Below are 16,647 nucleotides of genomic sequence, written 5' to 3' on the forward strand. Positions count from 1 at the left end.
GGGCTCGCAAACAGAATTTAACTTAATGGAGGTAAATGGCTGGGCCGCAAGGATTCGAACCTTGGTATGCGGAGATCAAAACCCCGTGCCTTACCGCTTGGCGACGGCCCAATAATCAAGATATATATTTTCCAAGCTTCAATTTTGAAAACAAAGGCGATTCGTTTACTCCTTTAGTCAGATAAATTTGCCATTTATCTTTAAGGAATTTATAAGCTTCCAGCGCCGCATTTTCTGACTCAAACTGTGCGAAAACGCAAGCCCCGGTTCCGGTTAGCCTTGCTTCTGAAAATGCAGACAAATCAACCAACGCCTTTTTAACAGCCGGGTGAAGTTCACAAACTACAGCGAGGCAATCATTTTGATGCTCCCCCTCTGTAAAGTCGCGTATTGTGATTGATCTGCTATTTCGTGTCAAATTTTTAGCTGAAAAAATCTGTTTTGTATCCACGCGGCAAGCGGGTTTTATAATAATGACCCATTGCTCGCCAATGCGAATTTTTTCTAGCTTCTCACCCACTCCTTCCGCCCACGAGGAATGCCCGTATACGAAGACCGGCACATCTGCGCCCAAAGTCAAACCCAGGTCCATCAATTTTTCCGAGGAAAGCTTTAAATGCCATAATTCATTCAATACTACCAGCGCCGTTGCCGCATCAGAACTGCCGCCGCCAAGGCCGCCGCCGAGCGGCAAGTTTTTTTCTACTTCAATGCACACGCCCTGTTCGCATCCTGTTTCGGCTTTTAACAGTTTTGCGGCTCTGACTGTTAAATCATCCGATTCAGGAACACCTGGAATAGTTTTTTTCAAGCTGACTTTGCCGTTATCGACCGGATGAAAGCTAAGCCAGTCACATAAACCAGTAAACTGAAAAACAGTTTGCAGCAAATGGTAACCGTCACTTCTTTGGCCTGTGATACGCAACATCAAATTTAGCTTGGCCGGAGCCGGCCATTTTTCAGCCCATGCGGAGTGATTATTTGGCTTTTGTTTCATCCAGTATCCACTTGTCTATAATTAATTTTAATTTAACCTGAGCATTCATTACCGTCATTTTTCGAGGCATAATTTCATTATTGGCAAGCTGCATTTGTTTGTATTCATTAAGCCATCCTGCCTGTTTAAAGCCATCATGAATTTCTTTAAACGAGCTGGAAGGCTCGGGCAAGCCTATTACCCAATAACGCATCGACTGTACAGGAACAAACATTCCCAGTTGCTGATTAATAAATTCTTCCGGCTGTGTGGACGATTGTACATTACCATCGCCCTGATTCACGGTAACAAAGTCTCCTGTTAAATTAATAACCACTGTTCCTTGACCCAGGGGTCCGGATAACTTTATTTTCTCCTCGTCAGGACTGTGTTCCCAAATTATATTTGCTGACCAGGAGTCATTTTTCCCGGTTAGGGCAAGCCGGCCTTCAAACGACCACTGCTGCAACTGGTAAAGATGAAGTCTTGCAGTTCTTGAATAACCTGCTTCAGGCGCGACGGGGAGGGTAGAACAGGCGGCCATTAAAAACAACAGGCAGCCGCCGGCATACAGCTTTGGATTAAAAACTAACACTGCTATTTTGAATTATTTAAGATTCGTACTTGAAAATCCAATAGGTATTCATCTTCCGGCGCATCTTTAATGGCTTTGGTAAATAGCTTTTTGGCTTCAGATTTTTTACCTAAAGTCCATAATACTTCGGCAAGATGGGCGGCTATTTCATTTTCCTGCTGTTTGGCATAGGCTTGCTGAAGATATCCCAAAGCTTTTTCTGCATTGCCCAATTTAAATTGAAGCCATCCGTAGCTATCCAGGATTACTGCTTCATCGGGCTGTAATCTTAAGGCATGTTGCAGATATTTTTCTGCTTCAGCATAGCGGTCAGTTTTGTTCAGCAGGGTATATCCCAATGCATTTAAAGCTTCGGCGTTATCCGGATCCCGAGAAAGGACTTTTTTCAGATCAGCTTCCAGTACATCCAGCTTACCGATGCGCTCGGCCATTAGCGCGCGGGTATAAAGCAGTTCTTTTTGATCAGGCAGCTCAGCCAGTGCTGTAGTCAACAGATTGAAAGCCTGCTCATAGTGTTTTTGCTGACTCAACAACTCCGCTCGCATCAGGATGATACGCAACTTTTGTTTAGGGAACTGATTTTGCAATAGACTTAACCGCGAGTCGGCTTCATCAAATTGCTTGTTTTTTGCAAGTAAGGAAACCGCTGAAATTGATGCCTCAAAAACCAATGGCCCGTCAGTAATTTTATCAAACCAAGCCAGCGCGTTTTGGGTATGTCCTCGTTTTTCTTCTATTTTGCCCAAATAAAAACTTGCCTGATATTGCCAGTCAGGTTGGTCAAGCAGTTTTTTAAAAATGTCTTCAGCTTTTCCATCTCTGTCTAATTGCAGATTTACCAATCCCGAGGCAAACCGGCTTTCACTATCCTTGGGATTAGCCGAAATTATTTCCTTATAAATTTCACCGGCCTCTTCATATTTACCTGCTTTTATTAAAATCTGGGCCAAAAGTTTTTTAATTTTGTCATTTTCCGGATACTTGAGGGAAGCATTTCTTAACAATCTCTTTGCCTTATCCAGGTCGCCTGAAAAAACTGCTATTTGAGCTTGAAGAATGAGCGCCTTATCCCAATCAGGCTGGATAACCAGAGCCTGCTGGACTTTCATTTCAGCCAGTTCCCTGTTTTTCATCTCCGTGGCTAATAATGATTGAATAAAATATATGACTGCCTGATTCGGATGCTTTAACGATAATGCTTCCAATACCTCGTAAGTAAATGCAACATTGCCGTCCTTCTGCAGCGTACTTGCTAATTCAAACAAGGTTTTTTCAAAACTGGCAGGATCAGCTTTTAGCAAGACATCCAGATGTTCAACAGCCTTTTGCTTATTACCTTCTCTAAATGCCGATAATGCAGCAATTTTTCTTGCCGCCAGATTTTTAGGATCGTGCCGCAGCCACACAGAGACAGCTTCATCTGTTTTGTTGCTGTCCTTCATATACATGGCAATCATGGCTGCTCTTTCAGCAAGCCTTGGGTCATTAATCCGCTTGGCGGCTTCCATATAGCCTTCAAAAGCAATGTCATATTGTCCTCTTTGTCCTGCAAGTTCTGCTGTCAAGAGCATAAACAGCACCTCAGGCTCAATATCTGTTTTTGCTTGCGTGGGCTTGGGCTTGGCCTTTATGACGGATACTTTCACAGGCGTAACAGCGTCTTTTGAGACCTTGGGCTTTGCCGGTAAACTGGCGCAGCCAATAAGCAAAATAAAGGTTATTACTGAAAACAATCGAAAAATTAACACACCCAAGTCCTATTTATTACTTACTATATATTTTGTTATAGATTATAAGAAGAAGCGGTTGATACAGACAGCCGATTTATTCCTTATGGATAAAACTATTATATTTTTTGAAAGACGCGCGCCATAATATACCGGGTATTTCCTTAAAATTATCTGATTTCAGCATACTTAAGAAACATAGACTACAGCAAAGCGGCTGAATTTCTAAATCAACACACGAATATATAAGATCAACATATATTATTGTTTTAGCGGCCTGACAATTATAAACACTGACCCATCAACATCATGACACTTCTTGCAGTAGGGATTAATTACAATACCGCGCCGGTTTCCATTCGGGAACGCCTGGCATTCCCTGCCGAAATTCTGGAAACGGCGCTACTGGAATTATGGAATATCAAGGAAATAAGTGAAGCAGCTATTCTTTCAACCTGCAATCGCACCGAGCTTTACTGTGCCTCGATAACTTCGAACCAGCAGGCTCTTATTGACTGGGTGGCCGAAAGCAAACAAATAAAAGCCGCAGATTTTACACCCTATTTATACTACCATACTGATAAGTCAGTCTGCCGGCATATGTTTCGAGTGGCCTGCGGCCTGGATTCGATGATTTTGGGCGAACCGCAAATACTCGGCCAGATGAAAACCGCCTATCAGGCCGCCTATGAAGCAGGAACTTTGGGCAAGCAGCTGGGCAAGCTTTTCCAGCATACTTTTTCCGCTGCCAAAAAAGTACGGACGGATACTGCCATAGGCTTCAGTCCGGTATCGGTTGCTTTTGCGGCTGTGCAACTGGCCCAGCAAATTTTTGATAAACTCAGCGAACAGACCGCCCTGTTGATAGGGGCCGGTGAAACCATAGAGCTTGCCGCCAGACACTTGTCTCAGCAAGGCATTGGCCGCATTATAATCGCCAACCGTACTTATGATAAAGCCCATACCCTAGCCACGCAGTTTAACGGTTATGCCATTGCTTTGGCTGAATTACCCCGGCATTTAGCTGAAGCTGACATCGTGGTGTCTTCGACCGCAAGCCAACTGCCGATTCTTGGCAAAGGCCGTGTTGAAAGCGCGCTTAAACAACGTAAACACAAGCCCATGTTCATGGTGGATCTTGCCGTTCCCCGGGATATCGAAGCTGAAGTTGAACAGCTGCCGGATGTCTATCTTTATACAATCGACGATTTGCAAGCCACTATTGATCAGAATATGGACTCGCGCCGGCAGGCTGCAGAGCAGGCTGAAGAAATAATCGATACTCAGGTGGACTATTTTTTAACCTGGCTACGCTCCCAACGCGCGCAATCGACTATTCGCGACTACCGCTCCCAGGCGGAAAAAACCCGCGATGAAGCTTTGCAAAAAGCCTTGGGTCTGCTAAAAAACGGCCTTTCTCCTGAAGAAGCCCTTAACCGGCTCGCTCATAGCCTGACTAATAAACTGATTCATACGCCCAGCATACAAATCAGGGAAGCAGCCGAGAACGAAAGGCACGACTTGATTGCCGCAGCCAGAGAAATTTTTAAATTGAAAAAAACTTGATGAAAGACTCTATCCAACACAGGCTGGAAAATCTGTGTGAGCGCTATGATGAAATTGCTGCCTTACTTTCAGAGCCGGAAGTACAAAACAATCAAAACAGGTTTCGCTTATTAAGCCAGGAATATGCGCAAATCAGCCCCTTGGTTGATTGCTATAAAAGCTATCAGCAGGCACAAGCCCTGCTTGCCTCTGCAAAAGAAATGGCCAACGACCCGGACCCCGAGTTACGGGAAATGGCCAAAGAAGAAGTCAGTGAGGCAGAACACCAAATTGAAGTATTGGAACATGAATTACAAGTTCTTTTGCTGCCTAAGGATCCGCATGACAATCGCAACATTTTTCTGGAAATACGCGCCGGCACGGGCGGCGATGAAGCTGCTATTTTTTCCGGCGATCTTTCCCGCATGTATCAACGCTATGCCGAAAGAAGAGGCTGGCAAACAGAAGTCATCAGTGAGAGTCTTGGCGACCGCGGCGGTTACAAGGAAATTATCCTGCGCGTTTCTGGCCAAGATGTTTACTCGCAGTTAAAATTTGAATCCGGCGCGCATCGGGTACAGCGCGTACCCGAAACAGAATCTCAAGGCCGCATTCACACCTCAGCCTGTACCGTGGCCATCATGCCGGAAGTCGAGGAAGTGGATGCGATTGATATAAATCCGGCTGACCTTAAAGTGGACACCTACCGCGCTTCCGGCGCGGGCGGTCAGCATATCAATAAAACCGAGTCAGCCATACGCATTACCCACCTTCCCAGCGGTGTAGTCGTCGAATGCCAGGATGAGCGCTCCCAGCACAAAAACCGCGCCCGGGCCATGTCTCTTCTGGCATCCCGTCTGTTATCGGCGGAACAGGAAAAATACCATGCCGAACAATCAGCTACGCGCAAATTGCAGGTTGGCAGCGGCGACCGTTCCGAACGCATTCGCACCTACAATTACCCGCAAGGCCGATTAACCGACCATCGCATTAATTTAACGCTGTATAAACTGGAGGATATTATGCAGGGCAGTCTGGAACAGGTTATACAGCCACTGGTTAGCGAACATCAGGCAGAACTTTTAACCCAGCTTGGCGAAGACTAAAGTAAATGCAGACCATACAGTCGGCGCTGGCAAAAGCGGCCGCCCTACTCGCAGACAGTTCTGATTCGGCAGCTTTGGATGCAGAGATCTTACTTTGCCGGATTCTTGATAAAGACCGTTCTTATCTTCGCGCCTGGCCCGACCGACAATTGGAGCCCGAACATATAAACCACTTTTGGACATTGATGCAAGAGCGGCAAAAAGGCATGCCTATTGCCTATATCACTGGCAATCGGGAGTTCTGGTCGCGCGATTTTCATGTGACTCCGGATGTCTTAATTCCCCGCCCTGAAACTGAGCTGCTTGTTGAACTGAGTTTAAAATTAATTCCGTCCGATCAATGCGTCAGAATTATTGACCTGGGCACAGGCTCCGGCATTATAGCCGTCACTCTGGCCCTGGAATGTCCGCACGCAAAAATCAGCGCCACCGATTTAAGCTTGTCCGCGCTAAGCATCGCACAGCTTAATGCCCATAGCCATCATGTTACCCATATCGATTTTTACCATAGCGACTGGTTGACCGGCATTCCAGATGCTAAATTCAATCTGGTTATCAGCAATCCGCCTTACATTGCTGAAGACGACAGTCATTTGCAGAAAGGCGATATCAGATTTGAACCTCAAACAGCCTTGCGCGCTTCCCGGCAGGGGCTTAATGAGATACAGATCATCGCCGATACTGCACGTAATCATCTGGAGCCGGGCGGACATTTATTAGTTGAGCATGGCTATAACCAGCAGCAGCAGGTGCAAGCAATTTTTAAACAGTTCAATTATGATAATATTCAAACTTATAAAGACTTATCAGGACAGCCGCGGGTGACTTACGGACAATGGAATTACTGTAGTTATAACAGGCGGGCGGCTTTGGTCGTTCAGGATGAATGACTTCGCCCTTACCGCTTTGAATACCATCATTATGACGCCGGAACACATCAGGATTCCTCGCAAAATAACCAACCAATTACTGCATTTTGCCCAGCAGACCCCGGCTATTGAAATATGCGGTCTGATCGGCGGTAAAAAGGGTCTGCCAACCCGTTGCTATCCCATTAATAACCGGGCTGATCAACCTCGCCGGCGTTTTCTGCTTGATGCCGGACAACAAATCTCGGCCATGTCTGCCATGCGTGCTCAGGGAGAAGAGCTTTTTGCAATTTATCATTCCCATCCGAATGCGCCAGCAATCCCTTCGCGCACTGATTTGGAACTGGCGGCCTACCCGGAAGCGCTTTATTTGATCATTTCCTTAAAAACTAAAGGCGTTCTGGAAATGCGGGGTTTTAAAATACAGCATAAACGCGCATGGGAAGTAGCATTGACGCTAGGCGAGGACTGATTACAAGGGAAAGTCAGGCTGGCCTAAAAAGGTATTGTTTTGAGGCGGCGCCAGCCTGTTCTTTGACCAGTTTGGGAACAAGATAGCCCGGCAAAGTATCCTGAATCTGCCTAATAAGTTTTAAGGCTTCTGTTTCAGCAACCTCGAAATGTCCTGTTCCCGAGGCTTTATCCAGTAAATGCAGGTAATAAGGAATGATGCCATGGCTGAATAATTTCTCGCTCAGGTCGCATAAGACGGCTGCATTGTCATTGACGCCTTTTAATAACACCGATTGATTAAATAGTATTAGCCCATTTTCTTTCAAGGATTTGCAGGCCGGGATAACGCGCTTATTTATTTCATTGGCATGGTTGCAATGGATCACGACTACGATTTGAACGGGGCTTTGTGATAATATATCAATCAGTTCGTCTGTTATTCGGGCAGGCAGAACGACAGGTAGACGGCTGTGAATTCGTATGCGTTTTAAATGCCTAATGTCGCTTAATTGCTGAATAAGATGGGCTAATCGTGCATCGTTTAATAGCAGCGGGTCACCGCCGCTTAAAATGACTTCGGCAACAGAGGAGTCTTCCCGAATATATTGTATGGCCGCAGCTTCCTTTTGTTTTGTCAGTTGCAACTCAGCGTAAGGGAAATTTCGCCGGAAACAATACCGGCAGTTAATAGCGCAACTGCCGGTATTGATAAATAAAACCCGCCCCTGATACTTATGCAAAACACCGGCCTGCGCAACGGCCTGAATATCGCCTACGGGATCAATGCTGAAACCTGGATAAATCTGCACTTCCTCTTTAACAGGCAATACCTGCCGTAATAGCGGGTCATGGGGATTGCCTTTTTCCATGCTTGCCGCAAAACTGAGCGGAACTCGTAATGCGAAGTCTTCGAGGGCAGCTAGTGAAATCGGCAAGTCATCCGGCGATAAATTCAAATAATCACATAAATCATCAATTTTATTAAAAGCTTCGGCAAGTTGCTGCTGCCAGTTTTTACTAAAATGCAGGATTTCGTTGTGTCGGTCTGTCATAAAAGCAAGTTATTTAAAGTTTCCTATGAACTGATGGCCTCTATTATAATGGTTAAATTTTTCATTGTTTGTAGTCTCGAGGATAAAATGGCTAGTTATAGCACTAATGAATTTAAAGCCGGGTTGAAAGTCATGCTGGATAATGATCCCTGCTCGATTATTGAAAATGAATTTGTCAAACCGGGAAAGGGCCAAGCGTTCAACCGGGTTAAAATCCGGAATCTGAAAACCGGGCGCGTGATTGAAAGGACATTTAAATCAGGCGACTCTCTTGAAGGCGCTGATGTTGTAGATGTTGAAATGCAATATCTTTATAACGATGGCGAATTCAGGCATTTTATGGTGCCGGACACCTTTGAACAGTATCAGTCTGATGAGAAAGCAGTGGGTGAGGCAAGCAACTGGCTTAAAGATCAGGATTTTTGTACGGTAACTTTATGGAATGACATCCCGCTTTCCGTCTCGCCCGCCAATTTTGTCGAGTTGACAATTACTTCCACGGACCCCGGTATGCGCGGAGATACATCGGGCGGCGGCGGCAAGCCGGCAACATTGGAAACGGGCGCTGTGGTAAGAGTGCCGTTATTCGTGCAGCAGGGCGAAGCGATTAAGGTTGATACCCGCACCGGCGAGTACGTCTCCCGGGTAAAAGAATAGCGCTGATGATATTTGCAGGCAATTGAATACAGTATTGTCAGGGCTCGTTGTACTGCGTGGGTAATTTAACTATCGTCGACTTCATTTTTCCGCTTCATTCAGGGAATCCGGACTGACATGGATGAATGGCGGCCTGCCTGCTCGCCGGCGCATTTGCATTTAAGAGCGCAGATACTTCAGGAAATCCGGGGCTTTTTTTCAGAGCGATCAGTGCTTGAGGTGGAAACGCCGCTTCTGTGCCATGGCATCGGCACTGATCCGCAGCTGGAATTCTTTACTGCCGACTATTGTTTGCCGCCGTTGCAACAAACTTTATTCCTGCAAACTTCTCCCGAATTCGCCATGAAACGGCTGCTTGCGGCCGGTAGCGGTTCAATTTACCAAATCTGCAAAGCCTTCCGGAATGGTGAGTCCGGGCGCTTTCATAATCCCGAATTTACCCTGCTGGAGTGGTATCGCGTAGGTTTTAAATTGCCTCAATTAATGGATGAAATTGACGAATTGGCAGGCCAATTGTTCAGGCCCCATCGCTCTTTAAATGCGCCGCAAAGATTCAGTTATCAGGAGCTGTTTCTTTCCTGTACCGGTTTGAATCCTCTGGTATTTTCCTATAAAGAGTTCTGTGCTTATGCAGTTGAAAATCACCTGCCTGAAGCGGCAGCTATTTGCCGTAGGGATCATAGCGTATGGCTGGATTTTATATTCAGTCATAAAGTTCAGCCCCACTTGGGCAACAATGCCTTGTGTATGGTGTACGGTTATCCCGCCTGTCAGTCATCATTGGCGCGAATCAATCAATATAATCCTCGCATCACTGACAGGGTTGAGCTATTTTTCAATGGAATTGAATTGGGCAATGGTTATTATGAACTGGCTGATCCGGAAGAACAGAACCGGCGCTTTAATGAAGAGATCATTATCAGGCAGCAGAGAAAACTGCCTGCCGCAAGCAAGGACAATTATCTTATTTCGGCCCTGCAGTCAGGGCTGCCTGAATGCTCGGGCATGGCTATAGGTCTGGACCGTTTGCTGATGGCGCTGACAGATAGCACGGCAATTGATGAGGTGTTGAGTTTTCCGATGCGCAGGGCTTAAGTTGATAAAATATTACTATGATATACTTCGATGGTTTTTTGATATTAGACCATGCTGTTTCATTTTTACACGCCTATACATGAAACTAAACACTTTTTCTTGTTTGTTGTTGCTATGCCTGCTTGTTTCCCAGTCTGTTAAAGGTGATGAAGAATTTACTGTTGAGGATATTCAGGTCAGAGGTCTGCAGCGTATTTCCCTGGGAACCGTTTTTAACTATCTGCCCGTCAATGTGGGTGAAAGGTTTTCTTTGGATAATGCGGGCCCTGCCATTAAAGCGCTGTTCAAAACCGGTTTTTTTAAGGATATCACTCTCGAGAGGGAAGGCTCAAAATTGATTGTTCTTGTGGTGGAGCGGCCATCGATAGCAAAAATTATTTTTGAAGGCAATAAAGACCTTAGCAAGGATGACCTGAAAAAAGCGCTGGATAAGATTGGTCTGTCTGAAGGCAAGGTGTTTAACCGGCAGGTACTCGATAAAGTTGAACAGGAGCTACGCCGTCAATATCTCAGCCATGGCAAGTACGGATTAAAGATCAAAACAGAAGTATCCAATCTTACCCGGAATCGTGTAGGTATTCATATCAAGATTTCTGAAGGCAGGGTTACCAAGATTAAACAGATTAATATTGTCGGCAATAAGGCTTTTGATGATAAAACGCTGCTGCGCAGCTTTGAATTGAGTACGTCTAATTTGCTGTCCTTTTACAGCAAGGATGATCAGTATTCCAAGCAAAAGTTATCTGCAGACCTGGAGACTTTACGCTCCTATTATCTGGACCGCGGCTATATTAATTTTTCAATAGAATCCACCCAGGTGGCAATTACGCCCGATAAAAAAGATATCTATGTCACCATTAATGTAAAGGAAGGTGATATTTACCGTCTGGAAAAAGTAAAACTGGCCGGCAATCTCGTTGTCGCTCCCGAAGAACTCATCAAGCTGGTAAGTTTAGGCCCCGGGGAAATTTTTTCGCGGAAAAATGCGACGGAAACCTCGAAGGCAATCTCGGAGCGTTTAGGCGATGAAGGCTATGCTTTTGCCAATGTTAATATGGTGCCCGACATCAAGGAAGCCGATAAAACGGTCGATATGACGTTTTTTGTTGATCCCGGCAAACGCGTCTATGTCAGGCGTATTAATATGAGCGGCAATACTAAAACCCGTGACGAAGTGTTGCGGCGAGAAATGCGGCAAATGGAATCAAGCTGGGCTTCCAGTGCCAAAATTGAACGCTCAAAAACACGTCTTGAACGGTTGGGGTATTTCGAGACGGTAAATGTTGAAACGCCGCCGGTTGTAGGCACGTCAGATCAGATTGATGTGAACTATACGGTAGTAGAGAAGCCGTCCGGCAATTTATCGGCGGGTATAGGATTTTCCCAGGTTCAAGGGCTTATAGTGAACGCCAATATTGCCCAGGATAATGTCTTTGGCTCAGGCAAGCGAGTGAACATTGCCTTTAACAACAGCAGTTATTCCACGTCTTATCAGTTCGGGTTTTTTAATCCTTATTTCACTTTGGATGGAGTAAGTCAAGGCTATAATCTTGGTTATACAAAACGGAATGCCGGACAAGTCAATATTGCCAATTATTCTACCGATATCGCTAACGCCGGTTTGAATTTCGGTATTCCGTTAAATGAATTCGATCAGATACGTTTTGATTTTGACTTAAGGCATACCCATTTAAGCACTACAGCTTTTTCATCCAATGAAATTTGCGATTTTATCTTTGGTAATAACGGTATAGATCAGTGTACGAATAAAACAAACACTATTGGAAATCCCAACACCCGAGCAAGAGTTGACGCTACAGGCGATTCGTTTCTGACTTTTGCTCCGGCCGTAAGCTGGACGCATGACACGCTTAACCGGGCCCTGTTTCCGAACAAGGGAGGGCAGCAGCGTTTTTCTGCGATGGCGACAGTGCCCGGCAGCGACCTGGAGTATTATAAAGCCAGTTACAAACACCAGGTTTATTTTCCCTTAACCAGGGATTTTACTTTTAGGCTACAGGCCGAAGCCGCTTACGGAAACGGTTACGGCAAGACTGACAAGTTACCGTTTTTTGAAAACTATTTTGGCGGCGGCACCGGTTCTATACGCGGTTTTAAGAATAACACCGTGGGACCAAGAGATTCCAATCAATTCCCCTTGGGCGGCTCAACCAAAATAATCGGCAATGCAGAATTGTTTTTTCCTGTGCCTTTCCTGGCGGAGACAAAATCAGTCAGGATGGGAACATTCGTTGATGCAGGAAGAATTGATAATAACATCGGCTTAAACAACCTCAAATATTCGGTAGGTATTTCAGGAGAGTGGTTATCACCCTTCGGCGCATTATCTGTCAGTGCAGCAGTGCCTTTAAATGCAAAGTCGAGCTCGCCTACGGGTGCAATAATCGATCAAAAACAGATTTTCCAGTTTAACTTTGGCCAAAATTTCTAGAAGAAGCCTTTTAGTTTAAGAGACTTATCCCCTATAATTTAAACTTTTATCAATACAATAACTATTTAATTTGATTATCAACCGGAGATGGATTTAACCATGAAAATAAAAATTGCTGTACTTTTAGGATTGCTGCTTACTGCGACTGCGAGTTTTGCCGATTTAAAGATCGGCTTTGTAAATATACCGGCCGTCCTTGAAAAAGCACCCCAGGCTGAAAAGGCCAAGAAACGTCTCGAACGGGAATTTTCGCCTCGAGACAAGCAGTTAGTGGCACAGCAAAAAGAAATCCAGAATCTGGAAGACAAAATGAGCAGAGATGCTTCGGTAATGGGAGATGCGGAACGAAGCAATCTGGAAAAAACTATTTTAAATAAAAAAAGAGATGCCAAACGCTCCCAGCAGGAGTTTAGCGAGGACTTCAATGTGCGCCGCAATGAGGAATTGGGTAAGCTGCAGCGTCGTATAGTTGAAGCTATTCGTTCAATAGCTAAGGCTCAAGATTTTGATTTGTTACTGACCGATGGCGTTATATATGCCAGTGAACAGATTGATGTCACAGCCCAGGTTCAGCAAAAGCTATCAACGATGCCCGAATAAGACTGAATTTTTATTCTTAAAAGCCTCCTCTAATCCTGTCATAAAGCCCTCTATACTATGTCTGTCAAGCTAGATATTTTACAAATACAAGAATTCTTACCGCATCGATATCCTTTTTTATTAATTGATAAAGTAGTTGAGTGTGAACCCGGAGTCAGGTTATTAGGGGTAAAAAATGTTACTTACAATGAGCCTTTTTTTCAGGGCCATTTCCCGCAAAAACCGATTATGCCGGGCGTACTGATTCTGGAAGCTTTAGCCCAATCTACCGGCTTGTTAGCATCAGAAACAGCAGGCGACGAACTGGAAGGCATGATTTATTATTTAATTGGTATTGATAAAGCCAAATTTAAAAGAACGGTGGTCCCCGGCGATCAGCTGATGCTGGAAGCCAAATTTATTAGAAGCAAACGGAATGTATGGGCATTTGATTGCCGGGCAGAAGTTGACGGCGAGTTCGTAGCCAGCGCCGAAATCAGATGTGCGGCCGTGGTAGAGTAAAGTTGATCGATTCAACCGCTGTAATTGATAGTAGCGCAGAGCTGGCAAGTGATGTATCTGTCGGCCCTTTTTCGGTTATAGGGGCTAATGTAAGAATTGATTCCGGCACTGTCATAGGCCCCCATGTAGTTATTAAAGGGCCTACCTGCATTGGTAAACAAAATCGCATCTATCAGTACACCTCCATCGGTGAAGATCCTCAAGACAAAAAGTATGCAGGAGAGATAACCCGGCTTGAAATCGGCGATAGAAATACAATACGCGAATTTACTTCTTTGCACAGAGGCACCAAACAGGATCAAGGCATTACGCGAATAGGCAATGATAATTTATTCATGGCTTATACTCATGTGGCTCATGACTGCGTTATTGGCAGTGAAGTTATTATGGCGAACGGCGCATCATTGGCGGGCCATGTCCGCCTGAACAGCCATGCCATTCTGGGCGGTTTCACCCTGGTTCATCAGTTTACCAAAATAGGCCAGTACAGTTTTGCTGCGATGGGCAGCGCCATCACCCAGGATATTCCGCCTTTTGTCATGGTAGGAGGCAAGCCCACCAGGCCTCATGGCATAAACTCCGTGGGCATGGAGCGTAACGGCATTTCCCCCGAAGACATTCGCTTAATCAGGAAAGCCTATAAGATAATCTACAAGATGAATTTGCGGCTGGAAGATGCTATTGATCAGATGGAAGATCTGGCCGGTGAAAGCAAGGAACTGTCGGACATGGTCAGCTTTTTGCGCAATGTAAGCAGGGGCATACTGCGATAGCCGGAGCCGCGGAAATTGAACTGTTTTGATAGAGATTGCTGCCTGAATAAAGGATATAGCGCAGGCATCTTTCAAAATTTTAATATTACCGGCGTTGATGAAGCAGGCCGCGGCCCGCTTGCAGGCCCTGTAGTAGCGGCGGCGGTGATTTTAAATCCCATGAGGCCGATTGAAGGATTGGCGGACTCCAAAATTCTTAGCGAGCCCAAGCGAAATAGCCTGTCCATAATAATCAAGGAAACCGCTTTAAGCTGGTCTGTGGCTCAAGCTACTGTTGAAGAAATCGATGAGCTCAATATTCTTCAGGCAACCTTTCTTGCGATGCGGCGCGCTATTAATAATTTACATGTACAACCCGATGAAGCCTTAATAGACGGCAACTGTATTCCCGATTTGGCCGTTCCTGCCAGGGCAATCATCAGAGGGGACAGTAAAGTGAAGGCGATCAGCGCCGCTTCCATACTGGCAAAAGTCGAGCGGGATAAAATCATGTGCGGCTATTACAAAGAATATCCCGATTTTTCATTCCATGAGCATAAAGGCTACGGCACTAAACAGCATTTAGCCGAAATCGAACAATTCGGCTTTTCAGATATACACAGAAGAACCTTTAATCCGGTGAAAAGTATAATAATCCAGATGGAAGCGAAATAATTTCTACTTTACCGCCATACTTTAATTATCTTCAAGCCAGCGCCAATGGCCCCTCATCCATTAACGCAATCTGTTCACGCAATTCAATGATGCGATCCTGCCAGTAGCGGGAAGTATTGAACCAGGGGAAGGCTTTAGGAAACGCGGGATCATCCCAGCGCTTGGCAATCCATGCCGAATAATGGAGCAGGCGCAAGGTGCGCAGCGCCTCAATAAGATGTAATTCCCGAAAATCGAAATTATAAAAAGTTTCGTAACCGGCAAGCACATAGCTCAACTGCTGAGCCATCTCCGAACGATCTCCCGAAAGCAGCATCCACAGATCCTGTATTGCAGGCCCCATGCGGCTATCATCGAAATCGACAAAATGAGGACCGTCATCCGCCCATAAAATATTACCCGGATAACAATCGCCGTGTAATCGCAAGATTTCTACTTCGCCTGCCCGCTCAAAGCAACGCCTTACTCCTTCCAGGGCAAATGCGCTGACACTGCTGTAAGCCTCCAGAAGATCGGCTGGAATAAAATCATTACTCAGCAAATATTCCCTCGGTTCAACGCCAAAACTGGCGATATCCAGCGTAGCGCGCTCCTTGAAAGGCTTCAATGCCCCGACAGCATGAATACGGCCGATAAATCGCCCCATCCATTCCAGCTTTTCCCGCCCTTCAAGTTCCGGAACGCGTCCATTTTGTCTTGGAAACACCGAAAAGCGAAAATCATCGAACTGGTTCAGAGTTTTATTGCCGTTAAACTGGATTGCCGGCACTACCGGTATCTCGGATTCAGCCAGTTCCTGAACGAACATATGATCTTCAATAATAGCGGCCTTTGTCCAGCGATTAGGCCGATAGAACTTGACGATAATGGCGGATGCATCTTCCAGTCCAACCTGATAAACTCGGTTTTCGTAACTATTGAGCGCAAACAACCGCCCATTACTATATAAACCGACGCTCTCAAGCGCATTTAAGATGGTATCGGGGGTAAGCGCTGAAAAAGGAATAGGATTAGTATTCATAGTTATCATTGTAACGCTGAATACTCATTATTAGGTATGGAAGGTTTAAGTTCTTCAATAAAATCGGATTTGTTCCAGGCTGTCATGCAGCATTGCCAATCCGAGCCTCAAAAAGAGCTTTATAAAAACATAGGAGGCTATTAGGAGAGAGAACCGGCCATGGTCTTACAGAGCCAGGAGATTTTAGATTTGCTTTAATTATTTGTAATAGTTCAGACTTAACCTGACAGCGCTCTTGAAAAGAGGAAGGGTTACGAGTGAGACAGACCTGTGAAATTTTTATCTCACCCCAAGAGGTCGCCCTCATGCTTGAGAATAAGGTAAGCCTCATCACCCCTAAAGCCGGCTTGTTGAACGTGGCGGAAGAGCGGGGTAATGCAGCCAGGGCCTGTAAGACGCGGGGCTTGTCCCGCTGCCTTGTATCGCTATAAAGCAGCGGTTGAGCAAGGCGGAGTTGAATCCCTGTTCGATAAAAGGCGAAGGCAGGAACTTGAAAAACCGGGTCGATGACCTGACGGAACAGTCGGTGCTGACTCATGCCATCCCTTATCCGGCTCACGGCCAGTGGCAG

16 protein-coding genes, 1 tRNA gene and 1 pseudogene are annotated in these 16,647 nt (G+C 45.5%); 12 read left to right on the top strand and 6 right to left on the bottom strand.

Annotation, left to right across the window (positions count from 1 at the left end):
- Nucleotides 1-36: 36 nt before the first annotated feature.
- The 4 genes from HUX64_RS01975 to HUX64_RS01990 all read right to left on the bottom strand — a co-directional run bounded on the left by HUX64_RS01975 (nucleotide 37) and on the right by HUX64_RS01990 (nucleotide 3,319).
- Nucleotides 37-111: transfer RNA gene (locus HUX64_RS01975), tRNA-Gln, on the bottom strand.
- Between the two features lie 4 nt (nucleotides 112-115).
- On the bottom strand, nucleotides 116-997 hold the full coding sequence (gene ispE, locus HUX64_RS01980) for a 4-(cytidine 5'-diphospho)-2-C-methyl-D-erythritol kinase (RefSeq protein WP_174624566.1): 882 nt from the start codon (nucleotides 995-997) through the stop codon (nucleotides 116-118).
- Complete coding sequence (gene lolB / locus HUX64_RS01985) at nucleotides 978-1,571, bottom strand: lipoprotein insertase outer membrane protein LolB (RefSeq protein WP_246246873.1); 594 nt, start codon at nucleotides 1,569-1,571, stop codon at nucleotides 978-980. The genes ispE and lolB overlap by 20 nt, the downstream gene beginning before the upstream one ends.
- Before the next feature lie 2 nt (nucleotides 1,572-1,573).
- The gene (locus HUX64_RS01990; RefSeq protein ID WP_174624567.1) at nucleotides 1,574-3,319 is read right to left on the bottom strand and encodes a tetratricopeptide repeat protein; all 1,746 of its coding nucleotides are present in this window, start codon (nucleotides 3,317-3,319) and stop codon (nucleotides 1,574-1,576) included.
- Nucleotides 3,320-3,607: 288 nt separating this feature from the next.
- Between HUX64_RS01990 and hemA the strand changes: the two genes are divergently transcribed.
- From hemA to HUX64_RS02010, 4 genes are read left to right on the top strand one after another with little or no spacing between them, the layout of a single operon-like run.
- Complete coding sequence (hemA, locus tag HUX64_RS01995) at nucleotides 3,608-4,864, top strand: glutamyl-tRNA reductase (RefSeq protein WP_174624568.1); 1,257 nt, start codon at nucleotides 3,608-3,610, stop codon at nucleotides 4,862-4,864.
- Entirely contained in the window at nucleotides 4,864-5,949 is a 1,086-nt protein-coding gene (gene prfA / locus HUX64_RS02000; RefSeq protein WP_174624569.1) for a peptide chain release factor 1, read from the top strand. The genes hemA and prfA overlap by 1 nt, the downstream gene beginning before the upstream one ends.
- Nucleotides 5,950-5,954: 5 nt before the next feature.
- Nucleotides 5,955-6,839, top strand: coding sequence for a peptide chain release factor N(5)-glutamine methyltransferase (gene prmC, locus HUX64_RS02005; protein WP_174624570.1), 885 nt, complete (start codon nucleotides 5,955-5,957; stop codon nucleotides 6,837-6,839).
- A 31-nt stretch (nucleotides 6,840-6,870) separates the two neighbouring features.
- Nucleotides 6,871-7,290 (top strand): M67 family metallopeptidase, encoded by a 420-nt coding sequence (locus tag HUX64_RS02010; protein WP_174624585.1) that lies wholly within the window; start codon nucleotides 6,871-6,873, stop codon nucleotides 7,288-7,290.
- A 13-nt stretch (nucleotides 7,291-7,303) separates the two neighbouring features.
- On the opposite strand, the gene epmB is transcribed toward HUX64_RS02010, so the two are convergent.
- Entirely contained in the window at nucleotides 7,304-8,323 is a 1,020-nt protein-coding gene (gene epmB, locus HUX64_RS02015) for an EF-P beta-lysylation protein EpmB (RefSeq protein WP_174624571.1), read from the bottom strand.
- 87 nt (nucleotides 8,324-8,410) lie between these two features.
- Between epmB and efp the strand changes: the two genes are divergently transcribed.
- The 7 genes from efp (at nucleotide 8,411) to rnhB (ending at nucleotide 15,055) form a co-directional block, all read left to right on the top strand.
- Nucleotides 8,411-8,980 (top strand): elongation factor P, encoded by a 570-nt coding sequence (gene efp / locus HUX64_RS02020; RefSeq protein ID WP_174624572.1) that lies wholly within the window; start codon nucleotides 8,411-8,413, stop codon nucleotides 8,978-8,980.
- Between the two features lie 117 nt (nucleotides 8,981-9,097).
- Complete coding sequence (gene epmA / locus HUX64_RS02025; RefSeq protein ID WP_174624573.1) at nucleotides 9,098-10,075, top strand: EF-P lysine aminoacylase EpmA; 978 nt, start codon at nucleotides 9,098-9,100, stop codon at nucleotides 10,073-10,075.
- Nucleotides 10,076-10,154: 79 nt separating this feature from the next.
- Nucleotides 10,155-12,527 carry an outer membrane protein assembly factor BamA gene (gene bamA / locus HUX64_RS02030; RefSeq protein ID WP_174624574.1) on the top strand — a complete coding sequence of 791 codons (2,373 nt, stop codon included), beginning with the start codon at nucleotides 10,155-10,157 and terminating at the stop codon, nucleotides 12,525-12,527.
- Nucleotides 12,528-12,626: 99 nt separating this feature from the next.
- A complete protein-coding gene (locus HUX64_RS02035; RefSeq protein WP_174624575.1) occupies nucleotides 12,627-13,127 on the top strand; it encodes an OmpH/Skp family outer membrane protein in 501 nt (166 codons plus the stop codon).
- A gap of 57 nt (nucleotides 13,128-13,184) precedes the next feature.
- Nucleotides 13,185-13,628 (top strand): 3-hydroxyacyl-ACP dehydratase FabZ, encoded by a 444-nt coding sequence (gene fabZ, locus HUX64_RS02040; protein ID WP_174624576.1) that lies wholly within the window; start codon nucleotides 13,185-13,187, stop codon nucleotides 13,626-13,628.
- A 2-nt stretch (nucleotides 13,629-13,630) separates the two neighbouring features.
- Entirely contained in the window at nucleotides 13,631-14,401 is a 771-nt protein-coding gene (gene lpxA / locus HUX64_RS02045) for an acyl-ACP--UDP-N-acetylglucosamine O-acyltransferase (RefSeq protein WP_174624577.1), read from the top strand.
- A 15-nt stretch (nucleotides 14,402-14,416) separates the two neighbouring features.
- The gene (gene rnhB, locus HUX64_RS02050) at nucleotides 14,417-15,055 is read left to right on the top strand and encodes a ribonuclease HII (protein WP_343034368.1); all 639 of its coding nucleotides are present in this window, start codon (nucleotides 14,417-14,419) and stop codon (nucleotides 15,053-15,055) included.
- 31 nt (nucleotides 15,056-15,086) lie between these two features.
- Here the strand turns inward: rnhB and HUX64_RS02055 are convergent, their stop codons facing one another.
- On the bottom strand, nucleotides 15,087-16,076 hold the full coding sequence (locus HUX64_RS02055) for a serine/threonine protein kinase (RefSeq protein ID WP_174624578.1): 990 nt from the start codon (nucleotides 16,074-16,076) through the stop codon (nucleotides 15,087-15,089).
- Nucleotides 16,077-16,381: 305 nt separating this feature from the next.
- Here HUX64_RS02055 and HUX64_RS19515 point away from each other — a divergent pair.
- Nucleotides 16,382-16,647, top strand: a pseudogene (locus HUX64_RS19515) (helix-turn-helix domain-containing protein); the annotation flags it as partial.

The sequence above is a fragment of the Candidatus Methylobacter favarea genome (assembly GCF_902806695.1).
GTDB classification, from domain to species: Bacteria; Pseudomonadota; Gammaproteobacteria; order Methylococcales; family Methylomonadaceae; genus Methylobacter_B; species Methylobacter_B favarea.

What these genes read in the sequence shown, in the direction of transcription:
- ispE (WP_174624566.1), bottom strand. Translation starts at nt 997, where the DNA reads ATGAAACAAAAGCCAAATAATCACTCCGCATGGGCTGAAAAATGGCCG.
- hemA (WP_174624568.1), top strand. Translation starts at nt 3,608, where the DNA reads ATGACACTTCTTGCAGTAGGGATTAATTACAATACCGCGCCGGTTTCC.
- prfA (WP_174624569.1), top strand. Translation starts at nt 4,864, where the DNA reads ATGAAAGACTCTATCCAACACAGGCTGGAAAATCTGTGTGAGCGCTAT.
- prmC (WP_174624570.1), top strand. Translation starts at nt 5,955, where the DNA reads ATGCAGACCATACAGTCGGCGCTGGCAAAAGCGGCCGCCCTACTCGCA.
- HUX64_RS02010 (WP_174624585.1), top strand. Translation starts at nt 6,871, where the DNA reads ATGACGCCGGAACACATCAGGATTCCTCGCAAAATAACCAACCAATTA.
- epmB (WP_174624571.1), bottom strand. Translation starts at nt 8,323, where the DNA reads ATGACAGACCGACACAACGAAATCCTGCATTTTAGTAAAAACTGGCAG.
- efp (WP_174624572.1), top strand. Translation starts at nt 8,411, where the DNA reads ATGGCTAGTTATAGCACTAATGAATTTAAAGCCGGGTTGAAAGTCATG.
- epmA (WP_174624573.1), top strand. Translation starts at nt 9,098, where the DNA reads ATGGATGAATGGCGGCCTGCCTGCTCGCCGGCGCATTTGCATTTAAGA.
- bamA (WP_174624574.1), top strand. Translation starts at nt 10,155, where the DNA reads ATGAAACTAAACACTTTTTCTTGTTTGTTGTTGCTATGCCTGCTTGTT.
- HUX64_RS02035 (WP_174624575.1), top strand. Translation starts at nt 12,627, where the DNA reads ATGAAAATAAAAATTGCTGTACTTTTAGGATTGCTGCTTACTGCGACT.
- fabZ (WP_174624576.1), top strand. Translation starts at nt 13,185, where the DNA reads ATGTCTGTCAAGCTAGATATTTTACAAATACAAGAATTCTTACCGCAT.
- HUX64_RS02055 (WP_174624578.1), bottom strand. Translation starts at nt 16,076, where the DNA reads ATGAATACTAATCCTATTCCTTTTTCAGCGCTTACCCCCGATACCATC.